Origin of the sequence: Paenibacillus sp. PDC88, from assembly GCF_900106725.1 — a bacterium.
GTDB classification, from domain to species: domain Bacteria; phylum Bacillota; class Bacilli; order Paenibacillales; family Paenibacillaceae; genus Paenibacillus; species Paenibacillus shunpengii.
Genome location: NZ_FNNT01000001.1, coordinates 615461 through 633194 on the forward strand (window position 1 = coordinate 615461; position 17734 = coordinate 633194).

At 44.7% G+C, this 17734-nt stretch carries 15 protein-coding genes and 1 riboswitch; of the genes, 3 read left to right on the forward strand and 12 right to left on the reverse strand.

Annotated features, from left to right (window positions below; genetic code table 11):
• Positions 1-20 precede the first annotated feature (20 nt).
• The 6 genes from BLW49_RS02755 to BLW49_RS02780 all read right to left on the reverse strand — a co-directional run bounded on the left by BLW49_RS02755 (position 21) and on the right by BLW49_RS02780 (position 4365).
• Positions 21-1073: a cobalamin B12-binding domain-containing protein gene (locus BLW49_RS02755; RefSeq protein ID WP_076312517.1), complete on the reverse strand. Its 1053-nt coding sequence runs from the start codon at positions 1071-1073 to the stop codon at positions 21-23.
• A 99-nt stretch (positions 1074-1172) separates the two neighbouring features.
• A complete protein-coding gene (locus tag BLW49_RS02760; protein WP_090723035.1) occupies positions 1173-1478 on the reverse strand; it encodes an antibiotic biosynthesis monooxygenase family protein in 306 nt (101 codons plus the stop codon).
• A 131-nt stretch (positions 1479-1609) separates the two neighbouring features.
• Positions 1610-2080, reverse strand: coding sequence for a MarR family winged helix-turn-helix transcriptional regulator (locus tag BLW49_RS02765; RefSeq protein WP_076311287.1), 471 nt, complete (start codon positions 2078-2080; stop codon positions 1610-1612).
• A 124-nt stretch (positions 2081-2204) separates the two neighbouring features.
• A complete protein-coding gene (rpiA, locus tag BLW49_RS02770; RefSeq protein WP_076311288.1) occupies positions 2205-2876 on the reverse strand; it encodes a ribose-5-phosphate isomerase RpiA in 672 nt (223 codons plus the stop codon).
• Positions 2877-3049: 173 nt separating this feature from the next.
• Positions 3050-3667 (reverse strand): TraX family protein, encoded by a 618-nt coding sequence (locus BLW49_RS02775; RefSeq protein ID WP_076311289.1) that lies wholly within the window; start codon positions 3665-3667, stop codon positions 3050-3052.
• 59 nt (positions 3668-3726) lie between these two features.
• A complete protein-coding gene (locus BLW49_RS02780) occupies positions 3727-4365 on the reverse strand; it encodes a helix-turn-helix transcriptional regulator (protein WP_256209550.1) in 639 nt (212 codons plus the stop codon).
• Between the two features lie 190 nt (positions 4366-4555).
• On the opposite strand from BLW49_RS02780, the gene BLW49_RS02785 reads away from it, so the two are divergent.
• Positions 4556-5014: a MarR family winged helix-turn-helix transcriptional regulator gene (locus BLW49_RS02785; protein WP_177178622.1), complete on the forward strand. Its 459-nt coding sequence runs from the start codon at positions 4556-4558 to the stop codon at positions 5012-5014.
• A gap of 50 nt (positions 5015-5064) precedes the next feature.
• Positions 5065-6255, forward strand: a complete 1191-nt coding sequence (locus BLW49_RS02790; RefSeq protein WP_090723038.1) for an MFS transporter — start codon at positions 5065-5067, stop codon at positions 6253-6255.
• Positions 6256-6304: 49 nt separating this feature from the next.
• On the opposite strand, the gene BLW49_RS02795 is transcribed toward BLW49_RS02790, so the two are convergent.
• Together BLW49_RS02795 and yicI are read right to left on the reverse strand one after the other, a co-directional pair.
• Positions 6305-7591, reverse strand: coding sequence for a bacillibactin exporter BcbE (locus tag BLW49_RS02795; protein WP_090723040.1), 1287 nt, complete (start codon positions 7589-7591; stop codon positions 6305-6307).
• A gap of 225 nt (positions 7592-7816) precedes the next feature.
• Positions 7817-10135 (reverse strand): alpha-xylosidase, encoded by a 2319-nt coding sequence (gene yicI, locus BLW49_RS02800; RefSeq protein WP_090723042.1) that lies wholly within the window; start codon positions 10133-10135, stop codon positions 7817-7819.
• 213 nt (positions 10136-10348) lie between these two features.
• Between yicI and BLW49_RS02805 the strand changes: the two genes are divergently transcribed.
• Positions 10349-11269, forward strand: a complete 921-nt coding sequence (locus tag BLW49_RS02805; RefSeq protein ID WP_090723044.1) for a helix-turn-helix transcriptional regulator — start codon at positions 10349-10351, stop codon at positions 11267-11269.
• Positions 11270-11334: 65 nt separating this feature from the next.
• On the opposite strand, the gene BLW49_RS02810 is transcribed toward BLW49_RS02805, so the two are convergent.
• The 4 genes from BLW49_RS02810 to BLW49_RS02825 form a co-directional block, all read right to left on the reverse strand.
• Positions 11335-12228 carry a hypothetical protein gene (locus BLW49_RS02810; protein WP_076311295.1) on the reverse strand — a complete coding sequence of 298 codons (894 nt, stop codon included), beginning with the start codon at positions 12226-12228 and terminating at the stop codon, positions 11335-11337.
• Between the two features lie 65 nt (positions 12229-12293).
• Positions 12294-12385: riboswitch (cyclic di-GMP riboswitch) on the reverse strand.
• Between the two features lie 236 nt (positions 12386-12621).
• Positions 12622-14442 carry an adenine deaminase gene (gene ade, locus BLW49_RS02815; protein ID WP_090723046.1) on the reverse strand — a complete coding sequence of 607 codons (1821 nt, stop codon included), beginning with the start codon at positions 14440-14442 and terminating at the stop codon, positions 12622-12624.
• Positions 14443-14720: 278 nt separating this feature from the next.
• Complete coding sequence (helD, locus tag BLW49_RS02820) at positions 14721-17084, reverse strand: RNA polymerase recycling motor HelD (protein ID WP_090723047.1); 2364 nt, start codon at positions 17082-17084, stop codon at positions 14721-14723.
• Between the two features lie 51 nt (positions 17085-17135).
• Positions 17136-17603, reverse strand: coding sequence for a hypothetical protein (locus tag BLW49_RS02825; protein WP_076311298.1), 468 nt, complete (start codon positions 17601-17603; stop codon positions 17136-17138).
• Between the last annotated feature and the right edge of the window lie 131 nt (positions 17604-17734).

Sequence of the window (17734 nt, forward strand, 5' to 3'; positions counted from 1 at the left end):
TGACACGAAGGGTTCTTGTATTACTTGGCAGATATAAGCCTGTTAGCTAGAGCGATGGCTCCTTTCGCATCTTCTGCATATCCGTCTGCTCCTACTTCCTTCCACAGCATTGAAACTGTATTAAAGGGCATGCCTCCGACCAATATTTTTACTCTTGCGGTACTCGGATGATTTCGAACCTGTACAATCAGCTCTCGGACAAGATGCACATGATAGGTCATGGTTGCAGATAATGCCAAAACATCCGCTTTATATTTGACGAGTGAATCGATGAGACTGGGATTGGGTACATTTGCTCCCAAATAATAAGTATCCCATCCCTCCATTTCAAATTGATCGGTTAGCATTCGAAGACCAATCTCATGCTGCTCATTGCCAACACAAGCCGATACGATACGATGTCCTTTTGCAGAGTTTGTGAGCCAATACGGATATAGCCTTGAAATATTTGCCTGTGTAGCGGCTGTACAAAAATGTTCTTGTGCAACTGTAATCTCACCTATTTGCCATAGCCTTCCGATCTCATACTGTGTCATTTGGAATATATAAGTGTATATATCTTTAATAGGTGTATGATCCTCAGCCATATCTTCAACAATCGCGGCAGCAGCGAGTCGATTACCGGACAACAGCTGATCCAGGTAGAGCTTGGCTTCGGTGTAATAAGGAAGCTCCTCCCTTACAAACTTCGGAGAAGGCTCTGCTAATTCCACCTCTATCAACCCAAGCTCCAAGTATTCTAGAACAAGCTCCTTGTCTGGATATTCAAAATATTCTTCAATCATTTCCTTAATTAACAAGAGATTAATTCTGATGTCTTCATCCGTAACTCGATAACCTTTAAGCAATGTTTTGAGCCAGGACACGTAATTCGTAAACAGAACAGGGCTTCTCATCATCACACTCTCAGCCAAGAAATTCAAGCTGTATAATGAATCCTGCTTCGTTCTGATCCGTCCAGATTGTCCAAACTTTTGGTCTAGCTCAGGCTGAAGCTCATACTGTCTATCGGTTATTCGCTCAGCCAGCTTATCAGCATCCTTTAATAACGCCTCACCAGCTGCATATTGCATTGAATTCACAACCCATGCAGCTCCTTCCGTGCTTCTAAACAAAATAGATTATTCTATCTGCATTATTCTATCTGCATTATTCTATGATTCAAATGATTACTATTCTGCCCGTACCGAATATCTTCTTACAGTTGGCTTGATGTTAGCCAGCTCTTGGTCCGGATATTTCCGCTCCAAGTCATGAATGCGTTTGAAGTCGGAGCTCGTCACCCAAGCAAGATAATCCTTCTTATCCTCCCAAGTCATGTGAACGGTAAGCTCTCCCGGCTTGTTTTCGTTCTGCAGCAGCTGAAATGAGATAAATCCAGATGCCTTGTCCACGGAGCGGCTTCGGTTTTGATAGAGACCGATGACCTCCTCTACTTTATCAACTGGAACCTCGACAATCGATTGAACAATGTACAAATGAATGCACTCCTTTTACTCCTAAAATTCATGCACCTCATGATTACTCGATTGTCCCATAAGATGATTACACATGCAAGCATCGCAATAAATAGCAAAAAGGACAGACCCTATGAACAGGGTCCATCCTATTATATACTTTCGTTCACTTCTGACAGCTTACCGCTTGCTGATAAACCGAGCTTCTTGAGAAGACGAATGGCTTCTCTTTTTTCATCCTCCGAGAGTCCTTGCTCCGCACTGATAATGACTTCGTGATGTTGAGGGAATATCTGCTCGAAGAACGCAGTTCCCTCCTCGGTTAACTCCGCATAAATCACTCTTCGATCCTCCATAGAGGCTCTGCGTACAAGCAGCTTCTTATTCTGAAGCTTGTCCACCACATAAGTAATGTTGCCGCTGGACATTAAGACCTTCTCCCCAATTTTTTGAAGCGGCTGGGGGCCTTTATGATATAAGAGATCAAGAACACCAAATTCTGTCGTATTCAAGCCATGACTTTGAATATCACGGTTGGATCTTGCAGTGACTGAGTTGTATGCTCTTGCAAGCACCACAAACAGCTGAAGCGACAAATCTTTGTCATCGCTAATATTAGACATAACTTTGCCTCCAGTAACTATAATCCACATGAAGTTTGATTAACCCCATTGCTGAAATGAAGTTATCACCCCCCTGCCTATGGACTTCCTTCCTCTATATAAATCTATTTCATAGGAGATGGATTCACTTGCGTTTAATTTCTATCGTTCCATCTGCATGTGCAACAACGATTGTATCTGCCATATCTACAAATAAACCGTTGTCAACGACACCAGGAATCATGTTAAGCTTCTGATTCAACGCCTCTGCATCAGAGATGCGGCCCAGCTTGCAATCGGCAATGTAATTTCCGTTGTCTGTCTTGTATTTCTCCGAACCGTTCATTCGCCATGCAGGATGGCAGCCCATTTGATCCAGTGCATGGTAAGTCCATTCACAAGCAAATGGAACGATCTCTACAGGCAGTGGGAATTTCCCGAGTGTATGTACTACTTTGCTCTCGTCAACGACAATCACGAGACGCCGGCTGTTCATTGCAACAATCTTCTCACGTAATAGCGCACCTCCGCCGCCTTTGATCAGGTTAAGACGACCATCAACTTCATCTGCTCCATCAATAGTAATATCCAGCCTTCCGATTTCGGAGAACGGGACGAGCGGAATTCCAAGCTCTCTTGCCTGATCCTCTGATGCTTGGGAAGTAGCTACCGTTTCAATTTGCAGTCCTTCATTCTTTACCCGCTCACCAAGGCGTTGAATTGCCCAATAAGCCGTTGAGCCTGTGCCTAGTCCAACCTTCATTCCGTCTTTAACATACTCTACTGCTCTCTCTGCAGCTAAACGTTTTAAATCCACCTTGAGTTCAACTCCCAATCTTGTTCGCATTTATATACTATTGTAACCGATTCATGTCATGTATGGAATATATGTTCTTACGTTTCCGTTTCTATAAGTTTTGAGATTTGACATTTTGAATTATTATACAGGAATAACTCGGTTTGTTCCATCTGCTTACCCGATTATCGTCTTTATCTTATATAAATTCGGACAATTCCTATAATGGCGAGATGCAGAGGATAGAAGCTTGTCCATAACCATCTTGGAACGGAAGATCTGAATGAAGCCCCCCTGTAAATGGCGAAGGCGATAAATAAGGTAGATATCGTGCTCCATATCTGAATTTGGGACTGCACCATATCTATAATATTCAAGAACAGATGTGCGAACACCATCACGAAGCCTTCCGTGTACCTATAGATCAGCACGAGTAACAAACCATAGATTCCGTAATCCATCGTCGATATTTCCATAAGGAATCCAGCAGCAATAACAATGAAGACGGCTGCAATTTCATTCTTCACTTTATCCAGCGCTAGTAATACAAGAAGCGAAGCCAGTAAGGTCCACACGACATTTAATGTGGATTGGTTGAATGCAGCCATAAACGGAATCTGTGATACAACTGCAATGATAAACAACCGGATGGTATATCGCTTCACATTACGTGTATGTTTGTAACCAAGAAATATGGAAAATGCATATACGGGAAAAGCAATCCTTCCTATAATACGCAGAATGCTGTGTTCTGGAAAAAACACAGCTCCTATATGATCGATCAGCATCGTGATCATAGCTATCCAGTGCACTTATCTGCCCCCTTTATGTACATTCCACCTGAAGATTAAATATGTGTTACCTCTATAGGCTAGACTCCTGTCAGCTCAATGAATAACTGAAGCAAAGTCGTCTTAGAAACTCTCCCTATGACTTCATGTTCCCCTGCTTCTCTCGACTCTCCTTCACCTCGTATGACGGGGAGACAATTGACCTGATAGCGGATCAGCATCTGGGCAGCGAGAAAAGCCGGATCACTCGGTGTTAGTGCAACGGTTTGCGCTCGTCTCGTCATCGTAAGGCTGACCGGAATGGATTTTAAATCTGCGTGCCCGAGTGTAACTTTGAGCAGATCCTTTCGAGATACAATGCCTACAAAATCAAGGTTTTCATTCTCTACAAACAAAGTTCCTGTATTCTCCTGAAATAACAGGGCAACTGCGTCATATGCAGATCGATGCTCCTGAATCAGGATCGGCGGTGTCAGTACATCGTTAATGGTCAGTCTGGATACCTGTTCATTCATCTGACTGAGCTCACTCACTGCCGTTCCAATAGTATATCCAACCTTAGGCTTCGCATCGAGCAACCCCAGCATCACGAGTATAGACAAGTCGGACCTGATGGTAGGACGGCTTAAACCGAGCTGCTCTGCAATATGGTCACCTGTAATCGGAGCGTAACGTGCGACCAGATCAATAATTTCCTGTTGTCTGCTCGATAATTCCATCAGCGCACCTCCTCTGATTCCTTCATAATCACCTTCTTAAATATATCATTTCTTTGTCATGCTGACATATAAAGGATTCGTTATAGTTAGAAGATCAAATTACCCATTGACAGATATTATCACATTTAATAATATTAGCATGACAAGTAAAATGACTAAAAAGGTTTACATTGAAAGGAGTTCTGTTCCATTGAACACATCCCTGTCTGATCGCTCCATCGGCTTCATGCTCGGTGTTATTCATAGACGTGCAGTTAGTGTAATGACCCATCGACTCAAATCCTATGACATCACAACAGAGCAATGGTCTGTGCTGCTGCAAATTTATATGAACGAAGGCCTCAATCAACGCGAAATTGCCGTAAAAGCATATAAAGATCAGCCCACTACCACAAGAATACTGGATATGCTGGAGAAGAAGAATCTGATTATCCGCAAGCCAAGCCAAAAGGACCGCCGTGCCTTCGAGCTGTTTCTCACAGATCTAGGCAGAGATCTCTCCGGCACATTAGTGCCATTAGAGAACAAATTTAATGAAGAAATTGCTCAGATTATCCCTAAAGAAGAAATGGATGTTTTCTGGAAGGTACTATCCGAGATGGGATCTTATCTTGATACGCTTCTAGAGAAGGAACCTCAAACGAAGTAATACTAGCTATACCGCAGCATCTCACACACAGAAGGAGTTTAACAAAACAAATGCAGCATGAACAAACGAAATTGTGGACGAAGGAATTCGTTATTTTAACCCTGTGTAATTTTCTGCTGTTTCTACAGCTACATATGATCGTTTCTACCCTGCCGGCTTATGTGCAGGGCGAATTCAACGCCAATTCCTTTCAAGTCAGCCTGTTTACCACCCTGTTTGCCCTCAGCGCCATTATCGCGAGAATCTTCGCTGCCAAGCAGTTAGAAAAAGGAAAGCGCAACTCGATGATCTACTTTGGGATTCTCGTTGCTTTGCTCGCTACTCTTGGCTATCATTTTGCTGCGATCATGGGTACTCTGCTCGTCTTGCGAATGGTATTCGGCGTTGGCTTCGGCATGAGCAGTACCGCCTTCCCTACGATGGCCTCAGATATTATTCCTTTAAAACGGATGGGAGAGGGAATGGGTTACTTTGGTCTGTCTACGAGTCTCGCGATGTCCATCGGGCCCATTGTCGGCTTGTCACTGCTTAACTCTTACGGATTTGGACTGCTTACCTGGTCCACTGCAATCATTATTGTTGTCATTGTCCCGCTTAGTTATATGCTCACCTCCAAAAAAGTTCAGAAGCCGCAGCCGGTGAGCAATCCATTCGCAGTACCTGAGAAAAAAGGCTTCAACTCTGCACTTGTCATTCCATCTATACTTAACGGACTCATGGCCGTATCCTATGGAGGCTTGGTCGGCTTCATTGCGATCTTCGGTGCAGAGCAAGGGATAGCTAATCCGGCGCTCTTCTTTTTATTCAACGCCATAGCAATCTTGTTGATTCGACCGATTGCAGGCCGTATTTATGATTCAAAAGGACATGGTGCTCTCATTATTCCTGGCTCTATACTCATTATTGTTGGACTCGTTATATTATCATTTACTAGCTCTACACTCAGTCTATTCTTCGCCGCTTTTTTGTTTGGGTTAGGTTATGGCTCGCTGCAGCCGACCTTCCAGACGTGGATGATTCAAGTGGTACACCCTTCTCAGCGCGGCTTGGCCAATGGCATGTTTTTGAATACGCTGGATTTCGGAATTGCCATCGGAGCGCTCTTGCTTGGCATCATCGCCTCTGTTACCAGCTATGCGGATATGTATCGGTACTCCTCACTATTTATAGTGCTGATGCTGGTCATCTACGTCATTTACTCGCGTCTGGCCAAACAGCGTGCAGCTGTACAAGAAGGATAATACGACGAAACCGCCTGCATTTATAAACTAATGCAGGCGGTTTTTTTAGTTAGACTTTTCTTTTCACTCTGACCATACTTTTTCCGCCTAAACGGTAATGTACATTTTTGGACTTTTTGCTATTGCCATTCGTATCGCTATTATCCTCTGAGGGCCTGATGGCAAACAAGGTAAGCAGAATACCTGCGGCGCCCACAGCGGCAAGGGTCATAAAAAGAATAAAATGCGATGTATTCAGCAGAATCGAGATGACGGGCGGACCTAAGGACACCCCGATAAACCGCATACTGCTGAACAATGCCGTGATCGTTCCCCTCTGCTCCTCCTCGATCCCTTCGGTAATCAGCGCATCCAAGCAGGGAAGCGCGGCCCCTATGCCGATTCCACCGGCAGTAAATACACCAATGACATAATATATCTGACTTGAGAAGCCCATGACAACAAGCGATGCAGTCATTAGGATAAGTCCAAAGCAGCCGATCCATTTCATGCGCTTTTTATGCTTACCGATCATCTTCCCGCTCCAATAAGAAGACAGGCACAGGGCCGCAAGCGGAATCGCCAGGATGAAACCTTTGGTCACTCCATGGATATCGTATCGAGATTCAAGAACCTCGGACAGATAAAACAGCACCCCAAATATAACAAACATACAAATGCAGCCTACAGCAAAGATGGCGTACAGCCAGCGCCCTTTTTCAGCGAGAATGTCTTTTAATGATCCGATAAATTCCCGAAAAGAAGGCGCTTCCTTTTTGGTGCCTGGACTTTTTACTAAGAAGATGACAAGGAGCACTGAGATTAGACATAGAACAGGAATCATCATAAATGGTGCATACCACAGCCATACCCCAAGAGCTGCACCAATGATAGGACTTAGCACTTTCCCTAATGTATTAGACGTTTCAATAATACCCAGGCTCTTGCTTACCTGCTCTTCATCCTCGAACATGTCTCCGACCAGCGGTATCACAATGGGAAAAGCTCCGGCAGCTCCGACGCCCTGTAATAGCCTGCCGCCAAGGATGACCCAATACGCTGCACCATTCGTCAGCCACCAGGCAGCACCAGCCGATACAGCCCCTCCGGCAGCAGCGATGATGAGGCTCGGAATAATGACCGCCTTACGGCCAAACCGATCCGACAAATACCCTGCAATGGGAATAAGTATAATGGCAACAACTGCATAGACGGTGATAAGCATGCTAACCATAAAGGTCGACACTTTAAGTTCTCTCGAAATTTGCGGCAGGATCGGGATTAATGCTGAATTACCCAAAGTCATAATTAGAGGAATGGATGAAAGTGCTGCCAGATCGAGCTTCTTGTTTTCCATTGGATATTTACCCACCTTTATTAAGTTGGAAAATGCAATAAGTGCTTACCAAGAAGCACAGCATTATGTGAGGTTTATCTAATTGCGACTATGTTAATGTGGCTGTTTCATGATTAAATTATACGTGCTTTTAACCAGGAGCTACTGAAAAGGAAGTGTATTGGCGGGGCTTTTAAAGTGTAAAAAAGACGGTGCCAGTGGCACCGCCGTATTTTTGTCAACTGATTAAAGTGTAATTGTAAGCTTGCCAGTAAATGCGTCAGGAGTCACGACAACACCATGCTCTCCGTTTGCAGCCGATCCGCCTTGTACAGCAGATACTTCCTGGATACCGCGAAGAACGAGTGTCCAGGCCTTGCCTGTTCCTTCTGTCGTTACTTCAATACGGTCTCCAGAACGAACGGCCTTCACATTCAGCTCTTGTTCAGAACGCGTGCTTACCACATTCGCTTCCGCCTTGTTTCCTTCACCAAGCTCAAACAAATGCAAGGACACATTCTCAGCATAGTCGTACTCAATTACATCATTTACGGCGCCTACTGCAATCAGGCTGTTCGGCTTGATCATCATCGGCAATGTGCGGAAGCTGTGATTCTCGCGTACGAAACGTCCACCTTGAATCTTCTCTCCTGTAAGGAAGTTGGTCCAGGTTCCTTCAGGCAGATAGTAAGTGACATCGCCCTCTTTATTAAAGATCGGCGCAACCAGAACCGAGTCACCAAACATATATTGAGTGTCCAGGCTGTAGGTTGTAGGATCCTCTGGGAACTCAAGCATCATGGCACGCATCATCGGAATGCCTCGTGCAGACGATTCTTGTGCAGAATTGTACAGATAAGGCATCAGGCTGATCTTAAGCTTCGTGAAGTCGCGTACGACATCCACGGACTCTTCGTCAAAGAGCCAAGGCACACGATAGGATGTGCTGCCGTGCAGACGGCTATGGGAGGACAGAAGTCCAAATTGGACCCAGCGCTTGTACACATCTGGTGTCGCCGTGTTCTCGAAGCCGCTGATGTCATGGCTCCAGAAGCCGAAGCCGGACAATCCAAGTGACAAGCCGCCACGAAGTGATTCGGCCATGGATTCATAAGTTGATGAGCAATCACCGCCCCAGTGTACAGGGAACTGTTGACCGCCTGCTGTCGCAGAACGAGCGAATAATGCAGCTTCATTCTTGCCGAGCTTCTCTTCCAGCAGCTCGAATACAGCTTTGTTATACAGCTGAGTATAGTAGTTGTGCATCTTGACCGGATCAGAACCATCAAAGTAAACGACATCTGTCGGAATTCTCTCACCGAAGTCTGTCTTGAAGGAGTCTACACCTTGATCAAGCAGCACTTCCAGCTTGCTCTTATACCATTTAACGGCATCGGGATTCGTGAAGTCAACAAGAGCCATGCCAGCCTGCCACATATCCCATTGCCACACGCTTCCGTCCGCTGTTTTGACCAAATATCCGTTCTCCATACCTTCATCAAACAAATAGGATTTTTCCGCGATATATGGATTAATCCAAGCACAGATTTTAAGTCCTTTGTCCTTGAGACGCTTAATCATGCCTTCTGGATCCGGGAACATCTCTTCATCCCATACGAAATCAGACCATTGATATTCCTTCATCCAGAAGCAGTCAAAGTGGAATACGGAGAGAGGAAGATCACGCTCAGCCATACCATCCACAAAGTGATTTACCGTTCCTTCATCATAATCTGTCGTGAAGGAAGTCGTCAGCCACAGACCGAAAGTCCATGCAGGAGGAAGTGCAGGTTTACCTGTCAATTTCGTATAATTGTCAAGCACATCCTTCGGATTGTCACCACCGATGATGAAATATTCCAAAGTCTCCCCTTCAACACTGAATTGCACCTTGGACACGTTCTCGGACGCTATTTCATAGGATACACGTTCAGGATGGTTTACGAATACACCATAGCCTTTGTTGGATAGATAGAATGGAATGTTCTTGTAGGACTGCTCACTGCTTGTACCACCATCTTCATTCCATGTCTCAACGATCTGACCATTCTTAACGAATGGAGTAAAGCGCTCACCAAGACCGTAAATATATTCACCTACGCCCAGATCCAGCTGTTCACGGAAGTAAGCTTCCTTGTTCGGCCCAGTAATATACCCTGCTTGTCTATGACCACTTCCTGTGATTCGCTTGCCGCCGTAGAGGAAGCTGATGTCCCAGCCGTTTGTTTTATCAATCTGAACTTCCAGATTACCGCTCTTCAATACAGCGCCTTGCTCGTTTTTCGAGATTTCAACATTAGTATCCTGATTTAACAGCTCGAACTCAGGACCTTTTTTCACTCTGCCCTTATGGTGGTTCAGTGTTACACGGATTACGTTAGGCATTGGGGAACTGTAAGTTGCTTTCAGCAAGGTACCGTTCAGAGTGTCACCCTTGGTGCGAATATATTTAGTAGCCGCATGAACGGTTAGAGAATTATCTTTTTGAACAATATCACGAATATCAGTTGGGTTTTGAATATGATACCCTTCACGAGTCATCCAGAATCCATCAGTAAATTTCATGTTTTCTTTCCCCCTTCGGTTATACTATAATAATATTGATATTTTATTTGATTTTCTTACGTTATTTTGATGAATAGTATCAATATTTTGATATAATTTCATCTAACTTGTCACTTTATATTAACATAACGCGCCTATTATGGAAGCGATTTCAATTAGTAAAGTTTTTTTCTCCTATTATATAGAAGAAGAATGCACAAGGAGCTTGGTGAAATGAATAAAGAATTATTGAGAGAGAATCGCGTACATGGCAACCCTATGTTCCCTGTTAGTGTCTATCCGTCAGTAGACCAGCTCAATGGAGACAGCATTCTTGATTGTCATTGGCATGATGAAATGGAGCTGATTCTTATTGAAAGCGGTTCTGCTATCTTCCATATCGATATGAATATTTACGAAGCACAAGCAGGAGATGCGATCTTCGTAGGCAGCGGCGAAATTCATGCGGGATATTTGCAGGGGGAGGAGCGCTGTGTCTTCTCAGCCATCGTATTTGACCCAGCCTGGCTGTCGAGCGCCTCGTTTGATTCCCTGCAGGAGAAAATGATGGACCCTATATTGAAGCGGAAATTGCTCCCTCCCCGCCATATTTCACGTCATACGGATTGGGGCAAATCGGTCCTTACACATATCGATCAGATTCTGCTTGAGCATGAGCTAATGAAGCCGACGATAGAAATTTCGACCAAGGCACACTTGTATCTGATTCTTGCAGAAATGTTCGCTTATATGCAGCAGGCAGCAGATTTAGGAAGCAACATTGCCGCAGGCAGTCCAGATAAGATTGAACGTCTGAAGACGGCACTCGGCTATATCCACGATCATTATAGTGAGCCCATTAAACTGAAGGACTTGTCTGCACACATTAATATGAGTGAGGGACACTTCTGCCGCTTCTTTAAACAAATGGTCCAGAAGAGCCCGATCGATTACATTAATCATTACCGGATCCAAAGAGCATGCAAGCTGCTGGAAAATACAAACTATAAAGTAGTAGATATTGCGATGGAAGTTGGTTATGACAATCTAAGCTACTTTATTACTCTGTTCAAAAAACAAAAGAAGATGACGCCTTCCCAATATCGCAAGCAATTCTTTGAACAAATTTTTTTGGAGCCGGTCTCCGTATCCTAGAAATAACAGTACAAGGGTGACTTGGTGAGAACACTTTGCTCTTACCAGATCACCCTTGTTTATGATTAACGACTCGCTAGTTTAGACCAGTTTCCATAATCGTGCACCGAAATTCCGATGTAAGAATCATGCTCGCTTGCCATCTGCTCAAACTCTTGCATTTCTTGACGCATGTACTCGCAGCCTTCTTCATAGAACGTAATAAAATTCCCCTCACTGCTTCGATTCGTCTCAACAGCGATAGATACTTTCTTACCGAGCTCGGACGCTTCCTTCAGTTCGCTGGCTGCTGCATTGTATATGGCACTTGCTGTATCCCGATATGCCATAACTGCAACTGCATCGAACTGGCGAATCATCCAGCTGCTAATCTTCATGTCCCCGCCAGGCACGGTATAATTATCAAGCCAAAAAGGAATATCGGCTGTGATCTTCATTTCCATTCGCTTCGCTTCATTCGTTAGATAGGTTACATTCGACTGCCACTGAGCAACAACACTGTCACGATCTGATTTCCATTCTGCTAGCACATGGGGCTCAATATCCACATGTATTCCCGAGAACCGCTCGTTCTCTTCAGCTCCATTCTGATATGCTTCTATCCACTCTACAAAGCTCATTAATCCTTCACGCCCTGATAACAGGCCCCAGGAAGCTCTTCCGTCCAAGATTTGAACCTCAATACCTTCCGCAGTAGCCTTGCTGATAAAATCTTTATAATACGGTACAGCCACATCTCTGTTTATTTGCAAATAGATAGCGTTGATTCCCTGTGCTTCTGCAAAATCCAGTATCTTGTCGGGCTCACTTTTAATCTGGGTTGTATCCCATAGCCATGTTCCTGTTTGTTTACTGGAGTAGGCTGTAGCTTCTACATCTACTGCTCCCCCTGTCATTGATCCTGCCATAATGACTGCAGCCAGCAGTACCGCTGCCACTCTCCCTGTCTTCTTCCACATCTCTTATGTACACTCCTTCGATTTTAGGAACGATGTCTTATGTCCTGCTCGTTCTCTATTAATAAATCGGCAACCGGCTGTCATCATAAGTCATTAGACTTACCTTAGACCCATGGCTTTGCGTCTTTGCTTTTCAGCAAATTTGCCTCCAATTCGCATACAATAACGTCCATTTGTCTCATTACCCAATTACCTTAGCCTTACATTTCGACAAATTTAGAAGGACGAAAGTATTACTTTATTATTTTCGGAGAAATACGAAAGCATTTTATAGGACTTTATACTCATTTAATGATTTCGAACTATTTTTCCTTCACTCAAACGAAAAAATAGGTAAGCAGACAGATGCCTGCTTACCTATTTCAGATCATAACTATATTTAAGACTTATCCATTATTGTTCAAACAATGGAACGAGCTCAATTCCATTTGCAGAGATACGAACAAGTCCCTTGTCGGATAGCCGCAGCTCAGGTATAACCACCAGGGCCAATAAGGACAAAGTCATGAACGCATTGTTCAAGCAGCATCCAGAGGCCTTTAGTGCCTGGCTGATGGCTTCAGATTGTGAAGCTACGATCTCAAAAGGCTCCGGGGACATTAAACCTGCAATCGGCAGCGGAAATTCTGTCATCCCCTCATTTGTTACCACCGCGACCCCGCCTTGCATATTCACTACCTGGTTAGCCGCTTCGGCCATCAGATGGTCATCTGTTCCGATCACCATCAGATTATGGCTGTCATGAGCGACCGTCATGGCAATCGCGGCAGGCCGGTTAAAGCCAACTCCACTAACAAGAGCTACTGCCTTGTTGCCTGTTCTATGATGTCGTTCAATAACAGCAATTTTGCATACATCCTGATCTTGACTAAGAATTACTTGGCCTGATTCTGCTCGGACGGTCTTGAACACTTCCTTCGTCTCAACATGATTTTCTGTCACCTGTATAATGCGGGCTTTAAGCTCACCCTCATGAACAGGTGTTTTAATTACGAAATGATCCGCTTGGATATCAGCCTCCAACTGAACCGTCCCCAGTGCATCTTGAGGATACTGATACTTATCCCAAGAAGCCGCCATTTTCCCTTCCCTCGCAACCACTTGGCCTGCGGCAATGGTCGTGTGCACATTCACATCAGCGAGTCTTCCATCCAGTAGAATGATATCGGCGATCGAGCCCGGTGTAATTGAACCCACATCTCTCTGAACGCCGAACCGCTCAGCCGTATTGATCGTCGCCATTTGAAAAGCCGTTACGGGCTTAACTCCCTGGGAGATAGCCAGACGCACAACGTAATTCATATGCCCTTCATTCAGCAGGGATTCTGAGCTCCGATCATCCGTCACGAGCATCATCCGTCTTGTATCAAGCCCGAGCTCGGTTGACGCCTTAATCGTTTCTGCTACATCATGCCAGGCAGAACCTTGCCGCATTTTGGCGTACATGCCCAGACGTATTCTTTCCTGTACATCCTCTTTGGTTACACATTCATGATCTCCGGTCACACCTGCCGCTGCATATACAGGAAGTCTCCAATCATCTGCCGCCCAGGTAAAATGACCATCCACCGCTTTACCCGCGCGCAGTGTGGCTTCTATTTCTCCGATCATCTTCTCCTCGCCATATACAACACCCGGAAAGTTCATCACTTCCCCTAAGCCAATCATGTCATTACCCCAGCTCAATGCTTCGGCAACCTCTTCAGCACCAATATAGGCTCCCGTCGTTTCGAGCTCAGGGCTTGTAGATGGCACACAGGAAGGTGCCTGCATGTATGCTGCGAGAGGCGTCGTTCTTGCCTCTTCGAGCATATATTTAAGTCCGTTCAGACCAAGCACGTTGGAAATTTCATGCGCATCGAAGAATCCGCCCGTTGTTCCTAACGGAAGCACGGCTCTTGCAAATTCGGCTACAGTTAATTGTGTGCTCTCAATATGACAATGACCATCCAGCAGTCCTGGTGCAATATACTGCCCGCTGGCGTCAATAACTTCTGTGTCCGGTCCAATGGTATGGGAAGCATCCTTGCCTACGTATGCAATGCGAGAGCCCTGTACAGCAACAGACATGCCCTTCAATATTTCGCCTGACACAACGTTGACCAAACACCCATTTTGAATCACAAGAGAAGCCTTTAAATCCCCTCGAGCCGTAGCCACCAGTTCTTTCACGCAATCAGCCAAAGCCGGTCTTGCAAATTGTTTTATCCTCATTTGAACTTCCCCCATTCACCGTAAAAAAAGTAGATTGTTTATGATTATAGTAGTCTACAGGTTACATGTAAACATAATTGACTTAAGAGTTTATAATTCTTCAGGAAATGATTTGAAAAAACCTAATTTCCTTACATCACCTTCCCTATAATCTCTCATTATATGTAATCATATTCAATTTGATCCTTGTTCCAAAAAAACAGCAGCACCATCCTCGTATGAGAATGTGCTGCTGGACAAGTACACTAATCATGCTGTATTGCTGACTTGTTGTGCGGTTACTTTGAGTGCTCCAATTCATGCTGATACAGCTGAGGATTAACCTTTGATATAAACGGACTAACTGCACCTATAGAGTAAATGTACAGTAAGTGCATCGCACGCGTGCACGCCGTATAGAATAGCTTGCGTTCACTTTCTCTTGAATACGCTTTGGCCGAACCGTCATAAATGATGACTGCATCAAATTCAACGCCCTTTGCCAGGTATGCCGGAATGACCTGTACTCCTTTTTCGAAACCAAGCGTCGTTTTCTTAATCAGTTTTGGCACTGTGCTGAGCTTGCCGTGAAGACGCTCATGTACCTTAAGGCTCTGACCTGCAGACTTACAAATAACGGCGATGGACTCGTATCCTTGCGACTGAAGCTCCTCAAGCTTCAATACCATAGCTTCCTCCATCTCATCTCGCTTCCCGAATTTATATACGTAAGGCTTCTCTCCCTCACGATTGAATGGAACGATGGCCTCTCCGTCAGGAAGCAAGGATTTAGTAAATTCTACGATTTCCTTCGTTGAACGATAGCTGCGCGTGAGCCTTATCACTTCCGCCTTGTCCGTGCTGTAGATATCTCTCAGCTCACTTGTCCCACTAAGTACGGATGAATGAGCATAGATCGCCTGATTAAAATCTCCTAACGCGGTCATCTTCGCACGGGGGAACATTTGTCTGAAGAAGGCAAGCTGGAATGGTGAATAATCCTGAGCTTCATCCACAATAACATGGCGTATATTCGTAAACACACGAAATCCTAATAATGAATCCTTTAGAAATAAGAACGGAGTCGTATCCTCATATGCAAGCTCCTGGGCATTTATTTTATCAATAGTAAATTTACATATATCATCCCAAGCAGATGGAAGCCGTGAACGATCAACTCCACAAGCCACCTCTGCTTCCTTGAATATAGCTTGGTACAGTCCCTTCATATCGACAAATCGCGTTGCTTTCACCCATTTGCGAAGGGGCTTAAGTCGATCGGAGACCACCATTTTGGCCAATATGTCTCTCTCCACGTCAAAATCATTAAATGTATCCTGCTTGCCTCGCTGCTTCCGCCGTAATCTCTGATAGGCCCGGTGATAATCCTCTGTGCCAAGCAGCTGGATTTGTTCATCTACCCATGCGGCAGTAAGTTCCCCTTTGCCAAAGGCAGCAAGCTCCTTCAGCATCCATTCTTTGAGAAGCTCAAGCCGGCTCGCGATTCGAATCCCCTTGTCAAATTCATAAAATTTCTGCGTAATCTGCTGTGTTGATATGACCTCTCTACCAAGAAAACAAAGCGGCTTGAACATCATTCCCGACTGTGCCAGCCGGTCTTTGTAACTCAGAATCAAATCGAGAAATTCAGGCGAAGACTTGAACTGAATGCCTTGAATTCGAGCTTCATAACCAGGATCGTCAGGTTGGGATAAGACATACTCCAGCTGCACGAAGGGATCCTCAAGCTGATATTCTTTGCCGATTCTTCGTTCCAAATATTCCTGAAATGTCGTCTGCAGCATATTCTCTTCGCCAAGCTCAGGCAATACGGTGGATACATAGCTGTTAAACATCGGATTCGGAGAGAACAGAATCATTTGATCCGCCTTCAGAAATTCCCGATCTTTATAGAGCAGATAGGCAACACGCTGCAGCGCTGCCGATGTTTTTCCGCTGCCCGCTGCACCTTGAACGATTAACAAACGGCTTGTATCATTTCGAATAATCTGGTTCTGCTCTCTCTGAATGGTGGCCACAATACTTTTCATCGAAGCATCAGAGCTTTGACTGAGCACAGCCTGCAATAACTCATCGCCTATGGTAACCCCAGTATCAAACATGAACTTGATATCCCCATCACGAATGGTAAACTGCCGTTTTAACGTGATCTCTCCTTCGATAATCCCCGATGGTGTTCGATAGGAAGATGGCCCCGGTGCCCCGTCGTAATACAGATTCGATATCGGAGCACGCCAGTCATAGACAAGAAATTCGTTCTCCTGCTCTGATAAAAAGGAGGCAATCCCTAAATATATCGGTTCTGCTGTACCGGATCCCTTCTCCACAAAATCTATTCGTCCAAAGTAGGGGCTTCCTTCCAGCTTATTCAGTTTTTTAAGTGCATTAAATGCGTTCTTGTGGCTTCGTTCCCGCTCAGACAATACTTCGGATTGCTGTCTTAAGTTCGTAGAAGTCTCCCCGACATCATCTGCTTCACTAAAGTTAATCGTGACTTCATCCCAAAATTCTTTTCGCATCTCAACCACTTCTCCGCGAACTGAACCTACTTCACTCTCAAGCTTGGTAATTGATTGCCGAATTTGTTCCGTAACTTCATCTACTCTAGTCTGTTCGAGTAGCCATTCCTTGTCCGTACTCAAGTGATCCGCTCCTTCTTGATCATTTTGGAATTAAAAATATGAAACAATATATTAGTCCATCCTCAGCTCTTCCACCGTTTTCGTCCATCGTGTAATGACGGAATCTGGATCGATCAACTGCACACGTATACCTGCTTCAATATGAGCATATTTGGCCTGATCTATCTTTAACGCATGAATATGCGCGCTGAACCTGTCTCTTTCATGTGTGGCAGATATGAATGGAGCAAGAGGCTTAACAGCCATTTTGAGATAATAGACTTTCCCTCCATACACAATAACGAGTTCAGCTTTGCCGCTGCGAATCATATTGTTAGAAGTCGTCGTACCACACCATAATGCCAGCCTTAGTGTATATTCATCCGTTGCTACAATCTCACCGACACTGATCATTGCTGTATGCGGCCAGCCATCCTCCGATACTGTCTGCAGCATAAAGGCTTCATTCTGTTTAGATGGAAGGCGTTCTCCATCCAGCAGCTTTAGTAAGGGTTCAGGGATCGCTATATTTTTATTCATATTTTTCCCCCATATTGCATTCTCAATCTTCCGGTGTTAAGTAAAATATCCATATGCTCATTATTAAAAAGACCAAACAACAAGAACAAACCCGGGCGACTTTCTCAGTAGCCCGGGCTGTTCTATTATTG

Bases quoted from the DNA above. Each gene is read 5' to 3' on its own strand.
- BLW49_RS02755 (WP_076312517.1), bottom strand. From the start codon at position 1,073: ATGCAATATGCAGCTGGTGAGGCGTTATTAAAGGATGCTGATAAGCTG.
- BLW49_RS02765 (WP_076311287.1), bottom strand. From the start codon at position 2,080: ATGTCTAATATTAGCGATGACAAAGATTTGTCGCTTCAGCTGTTTGTG.
- BLW49_RS02780 (WP_256209550.1), bottom strand. From the start codon at position 4,365: ATGGAATTATCGAGCAGACAACAGGAAATTATTGATCTGGTCGCACGT.
- BLW49_RS02790 (WP_090723038.1), top strand. From the start codon at position 5,065: ATGCAGCATGAACAAACGAAATTGTGGACGAAGGAATTCGTTATTTTA.
- BLW49_RS02795 (WP_090723040.1), bottom strand. From the start codon at position 7,591: ATGGAAAACAAGAAGCTCGATCTGGCAGCACTTTCATCCATTCCTCTA.
- yicI (WP_090723042.1), bottom strand. From the start codon at position 10,135: ATGAAATTTACTGATGGATTCTGGATGACTCGTGAAGGGTATCATATT.
- BLW49_RS02805 (WP_090723044.1), top strand. From the start codon at position 10,349: ATGAATAAAGAATTATTGAGAGAGAATCGCGTACATGGCAACCCTATG.
- BLW49_RS02810 (WP_076311295.1), bottom strand. From the start codon at position 12,228: ATGTGGAAGAAGACAGGGAGAGTGGCAGCGGTACTGCTGGCTGCAGTC.
- ade (WP_090723046.1), bottom strand. From the start codon at position 14,442: ATGAGGATAAAACAATTTGCAAGACCGGCTTTGGCTGATTGCGTGAAA.
- BLW49_RS02825 (WP_076311298.1), bottom strand. From the start codon at position 17,603: ATGAATAAAAATATAGCGATCCCTGAACCCTTACTAAAGCTGCTGGAT.